Origin of the sequence: Bacillus sp. V3-13, from assembly GCF_002860165.1 — a bacterium.
Lineage (GTDB): Bacteria > Bacillota > Bacilli > Bacillales > Cytobacillaceae > Bacillus_BJ.
Genome location: NZ_PGUZ01000106.1, coordinates 1 through 4,871, shown reverse-complemented (window position 1 = coordinate 4,871; position 4,871 = coordinate 1). Strand labels below are relative to the sequence as shown.

Annotated in this window: 7 protein-coding genes and 1 tRNA gene; 3 read left to right on the top strand and 5 right to left on the bottom strand. The window is 38.0% G+C overall.

Features of this window, described 5'->3' with window-relative positions; genetic code table 11:
* Positions 1 to 213: 213 nt before the first annotated feature.
* The 4 genes from CU633_RS23070 to CU633_RS22425 form a co-directional block, all read right to left on the bottom strand.
* A complete protein-coding gene (locus CU633_RS23070) occupies positions 214 to 384 on the bottom strand; it encodes a hypothetical protein (RefSeq protein ID WP_180955087.1) in 171 nt (56 codons plus the stop codon).
* Between the two features lie 44 nt (positions 385 to 428).
* Positions 429 to 644 (bottom strand): hypothetical protein, encoded by a 216-nt coding sequence (locus CU633_RS22435; protein ID WP_101662757.1) that lies wholly within the window; start codon positions 642 to 644, stop codon positions 429 to 431.
* Positions 645 to 1,102: 458 nt separating this feature from the next.
* Positions 1,103 to 1,175, bottom strand: a tRNA-Ala gene (locus CU633_RS22430).
* Positions 1,176 to 1,273: 98 nt separating this feature from the next.
* Complete coding sequence (locus CU633_RS22425; protein ID WP_101662756.1) at positions 1,274 to 1,969, bottom strand: MgtC/SapB family protein; 696 nt, start codon at positions 1,967 to 1,969, stop codon at positions 1,274 to 1,276.
* A gap of 161 nt (positions 1,970 to 2,130) precedes the next feature.
* On the opposite strand from CU633_RS22425, the gene CU633_RS22420 reads away from it, so the two are divergent.
* From CU633_RS22420 to CU633_RS22410, 3 genes are read left to right on the top strand one after another with little or no spacing between them, the layout of a single operon-like run.
* Positions 2,131 to 3,042, top strand: coding sequence for a DMT family transporter (locus CU633_RS22420; RefSeq protein ID WP_101662755.1), 912 nt, complete (start codon positions 2,131 to 2,133; stop codon positions 3,040 to 3,042).
* A gap of 10 nt (positions 3,043 to 3,052) precedes the next feature.
* Positions 3,053 to 3,592 (top strand): GNAT family N-acetyltransferase, encoded by a 540-nt coding sequence (locus tag CU633_RS22415; protein ID WP_101662754.1) that lies wholly within the window; start codon positions 3,053 to 3,055, stop codon positions 3,590 to 3,592.
* Positions 3,593 to 3,596: 4 nt separating this feature from the next.
* Positions 3,597 to 4,160 carry a GNAT family N-acetyltransferase gene (locus tag CU633_RS22410; protein WP_308314823.1) on the top strand — a complete coding sequence of 188 codons (564 nt, stop codon included), beginning with the start codon at positions 3,597 to 3,599 and terminating at the stop codon, positions 4,158 to 4,160.
* A gap of 29 nt (positions 4,161 to 4,189) precedes the next feature.
* Here CU633_RS22410 and CU633_RS22405 read toward each other — a convergent pair whose 3' ends face one another.
* Positions 4,190 to 4,366, bottom strand: a complete 177-nt coding sequence (locus CU633_RS22405; RefSeq protein ID WP_257959307.1) for a hypothetical protein — start codon at positions 4,364 to 4,366, stop codon at positions 4,190 to 4,192.
* Positions 4,367 to 4,871 lie beyond the last annotated feature (505 nt).

The window sequence follows — 4,871 nt, the reverse complement described above, 5'->3', positions numbered from 1 at the left end:
GTCTTGACACTTACTCGGGTTGGACTTTCACCAACTAGCAATTAACGGCTTGCTGGGCACGCAAAAATTAAAAAACCAGCTTACCGCTGGTTCAATGCCATGCCAACACTATATGCACATAACTCACAATGAAGGAACGAGTATCAATGTGAGATGCCTATTTCCGCAGGCACTTTGTATAGTATATGCAAGTGTTATAGCATTGATTAATTATTATAGACTCTGAAGCTCATCTTCGAAATAAAAAGTTGAAGGATGCTCTTTTACGGTATAAGAGTACTCCTTCATGTTCTTCACATACTGCCATTTATTTATTGTTACTAGTTCATCAGTTGTTTTTATTCTTACTATTTCACCAGTATTGTACTTGTTTTTATCTGCCACCTTTACACCTCTTTTTTAAAATAAATAAACACGTTTAGCGATGCTTATTTATCGTCATTTTCTTTTTCGACTATTCGTATTCCAATTAATAATTGTATGGTTTGGTGGGGTAGAAAATGAATATCATTTAATTTCGGATCTAAGTAAGAAATCTCAACTGTGCTTTCAGGGTTTAGTCTTTCATGGTCTTGTGTAATTTGTTCAATTTTACGATCCAACTCTTTTTGGTTATTGGCGAAAGTGATTGTAGTCATAGTCATTTACCAGCACTCCTTTTAAATCTTTGTTTAGACAAAAGGTAACACCATTCCTCCAATCCACTTTTAGAAATTTGTCCATAGGATTAACCCTTAACCTCTATCTTACCATTATCACCAAATTTAATCTTTATTATGTTCCTATGATTTAAATACGAAGAGCACCCGACTCCTGGGAGGTATGCTTAATTATCCATAAATCAATTGAGTATTCTTGCTGTCCACACTCTTTTAGCTAAATTTCTTATTCTGTGACCAATTCGTTGTTCAACAAGAGTATTGGCATCTTAATTAACCTTGTAAATTCTCTTCAAGGGTGGTTTAGTTAAAAGAACAACCAAAGATAAAGAGGCCAAAAAATAACAATGAAATTTACCAATTAATCACTTTTATTGTTAATAAAATTATAATTCCTATTACATAAATAGAAAAAAACCTTGATATACAAGGTTTTTCTGGTATGGAGAATAGGGGGCTCGAACCCCTGACCTCTACGCTGCCAGCGTAGCGCTCTCCCAGCTGAGCTAATCCCCCGGGATGAAGTTTTGTTAAGGTACAAAAAAGATTATAGCTTGAACTTTCTTCACATGCAAGCGAAATTTAAAAAGAGGAACATTGATTGCTCCTCTTTTTTAATGCAGGTTTTCAATTTCAACATTGCTGACGCCGTCAATGTCTGAGACTGCATAATATACATCGGTCGTCAATCGTTTGAAGTGGACAGTGATGACGAGCTGGACGAGCTGGTCGCCATCTTCCAGATCCTTGATACGAATCGTTTTGATCGAAATTTTCTCTTTCTTAATATGTGTGATGATGTCAGCAATATTCTTTTTCTCCCGCACTTTTAATTGCAGGCGGATTTCTTTTTCACGGAGCTGCTTTGGCCCGATCAGCCCCATTAAGTGGGGCATGATTTCAACGCTGATGATCAGCAAAGTGACACCGGCAATCGCCTCCATGAAGAACCCGGCTCCTACTGCAATCCCGATTCCTGCTGCTCCCCAGATCATCGCGGCAGTCGTTAAACCGGAGATGCTGTCATTGCCTCTCCGCAAAATGACCCCAGCACCTAGGAAACCAATTCCGGAAACGATTTGCGCAGCGAGCCGCAACGGGTCCATCGTAATATTAACTGAGTCACTGCCTGGAAACATGTAGGCTGATTCAATTGAAACAATCGTCAGCAAACAGCTGACAATCGAAATAACAAGGCTTGTTTTTAAACCGACCGGCTTTCTTTTGATTTCCCGCTCAAGGCCGATCACAAGCCCGAGCACTGCTGATAGTCCTAATTTAATGAAAACTTCTATTTCTGCATGTGTCATTCGTTCTCTCCTGTAAATCAAGTTGTATTGATGTTTATTAACCTATTTTAAAAAAGTTAATCCTTTTCTTGAAAATTTGTAATAGTATAGCAATTTTATCATGAATCGTTGTAATATTATGTATATAAATTCTAACATCGTAAATGGCAAGGAGTACAGACATGAACGAACCGAGAATAAATCCTTATCTTGCTCTTGCAGTCGGGGTGATTTCCGTATCTACCTCCGCGATTCTTGTCAAAGTAGCGTCGGCGCCTTCCGGGGTGATTGCTTTTTACCGGCTGCTGTTTTCAGTGCTGTTGATGCTGCCATTTTTTCTTTTAAGGTATGTTTCTGAGCTTCGTCTTATTACGAAAAAGGATTGGCTTTTCTCGATCATTGCTGGAGTGTTTTTGGCGTTTCACTTTATCCTCTGGTTCGAATCGTTAAACTATACATCTGTCGCCAGTTCCACCGTGCTTGTGACCCTGCAGCCATTGTTTGCATTCGTTGGAACGTATTTATTTTTTAAAGAAATGCTGACAGGAAAAGCAATCATGAGCGGTATTGTCGCGGTTGCGGGAAGCATTATTATTGGCTGGGGAGATTTTCGAATTAGCGGAATTGCTTTGTTCGGAGATTTGCTGGCGCTGGCAGCCTGTGCGCTCATAACAGCCTATTTATTATTCGGACAAACGGTCAGAAAACGGGTATCGCTGATGACTTATACATTTGTAGTTTACAGTATAAGTGCTTTAACTTTGTTTGTTTATGTAATGGTAAGAAATGAACCATTGATTCCAACGGCCAGCAGAGATTGGATTTACTTTTTATTGCTTGCCGTCGTTCCTACGCTTTTAGGCCACACATTATTTAACTGGTCATTGAAATGGCTGAGCACATCAACGATTTCAATGGCAATCTTGTTTGAGCCGGTAGGAGCGGCAGTCCTGGCTTACTATTTACTCGGGGAACAGGTTATAATGACACAAATTGTCGGCGGAATGATTGTGATTTTGGGAATTTCAATGTTTTTATTGGATGAAAGAAGAATAAAGATGAAAAAGTTAAAAGAAAAATCAGTGCCAAGTTAGGGGGAAAGAGATGATCATTCGAGCAGCAATTGAAAAAGATGCAGATGGAATTGCCGAAGCGCATGTAAAAAGCTGGAGGGAAACATATCAAGGTATTGTTAGCCAACAATTCCTCGATGAATTAAGTAAGGATGAACGGTTGAAAATGTGGAAGCAAATGTTATCCGCTCCTCAGCCAGGTGCAGCCGTTTTTGTCGCAGAAGAAAAAGGCAAGATCATTGGCTTTGCTTCGTTTGGGAAAGAACGGACGGGAGAGCTTGAAGCTGATAGTGAATTATATGCGATTTATCTTCTTAAGGAATATAAAGGAAAAAAAGTTGGGACAATGCTCTTCAAAAGAGGGGCAGAAGCATTATTGGCGAATGGTTTTAGCTCATTGGTTGTCTGGGTGCTTAATGATAATCCAAGCAGGCTTTTTTATGAAAGCTTTAAACCAGTAAAGCTGACTGAACAAATGATTAATATTGGTGGAAACGAATATAAAGAAACAGCATATTACTGGGATAACTTACAGGATTTATACTTAAAATTAACAAGTAGTGAGGAATAGTATAGTGGGAATTGAGACTGCTTTTGAAAAGTTTCCGATTTTAGAAACGAGCCGGCTGCATTTAAGAGAAGTAAGACTGGAGGATGCTCCTGCCATATTTGCTTATTTTTCAAAGGATGAAGTAACCAAATACTATGATCTGGCGTCATTTACGGATGAACAGCAAGCGGTTGATCTGATTAAGAGATTACAGCAAAGATACAGTACTGGAGAACAAATCCGCTGGGCGGTTGCTTTAAAAGAACAACCTGATCGATTAATTGGAACATGCGGACTCCATGCCATTGAACCTGAGCATTTTAAAGCGGAAATCGGCTATGAGCTTAATCCTGACTTCTGGAATAAAGGCATCATGGCTGAGGTCATTCAGCAAATCGTTGACTACAGCTTTAAGGAGATGGGGTTAAACAGGCTTGAGGCCTTCTATGATCCTGCCAATGTTGCTTCAAGAAGGGTACTTGAGAAAAATGGATTCGAATATGAAGGTATATTAAAGAAGAGATTTTTCGAAAAAGGCCAGTTTGTTGACGCTGCTATCTCAGCAATTATAGATGGTTCAACCAGGTAACAAGGATCCGGATTTGTCCGGATCCAAAACTACAAGAAAATATGTGTAAAGCCGGAAAATATAAATCCCGATGTTAAACTTAAAATGAATGTACCTCCACATATTTTCCCATCAGCATTCGAAATTTTTATTGCTTCAAAATAGGCAAAAGCAAATAGAAATATTGCCATAACTAAAGAAAGATATAGTGCAAAGGTTTCTGCCATCATTCCACATCTTTTCATTTAAATTATCATTATTTTATGTATAGCTTGCCCTTGTTATGACCACGACATGAAAAACTATTTAAAGCGGTCAGACCGTGTATTATTCTCTGCATAATAATTCCTGGCTATTATCATTAGTGAAAACTGGTTAAAACTAATCTGAGAAGGTCGGTCTATCTTCGTAAAATAGGAATAATAATGACTAAAAATGGTTAAACGATGGAGAAGCAATTTACGAGCAATAACCAGCAATAAATAATTTACGATTTCTTAAAAATTATATTGCAAACATTTTTTGTTCGTGGTATATTAATTTTCCGCCTCAAAAACGGGGCGCATAAATTTAAACAAACTGTTTAATAATAATTAAATTATTGTTGACATTTAATTTGAATTTATGTTATATTAAGAAGGTCGCCTCGCGGAGGCGAATGAATTAATAATTGCTCTTTGAAAACTGAACAAGCAAGCAAAAACGTCAACGTTAATTCTATTTTATTTAAGA

Excerpts from the sequence above, each read along its gene's own strand:
- CU633_RS22415 (WP_101662754.1), top strand. The coding sequence starts at position 3,053 with ATGATCATTCGAGCAGCAATTGAAAAAGATGCAGATGGAATTGCCGAA.
- CU633_RS22405 (WP_257959307.1), bottom strand. The coding sequence starts at position 4,366 with ATGGCAGAAACCTTTGCACTATATCTTTCTTTAGTTATGGCAATATTT.
- CU633_RS22435 (WP_101662757.1), bottom strand. The coding sequence starts at position 644 with ATGACTATGACTACAATCACTTTCGCCAATAACCAAAAAGAGTTGGAT.
- CU633_RS22425 (WP_101662756.1), bottom strand. The coding sequence starts at position 1,969 with ATGACACATGCAGAAATAGAAGTTTTCATTAAATTAGGACTATCAGCA.
- CU633_RS22420 (WP_101662755.1), top strand. The coding sequence starts at position 2,131 with ATGAACGAACCGAGAATAAATCCTTATCTTGCTCTTGCAGTCGGGGTG.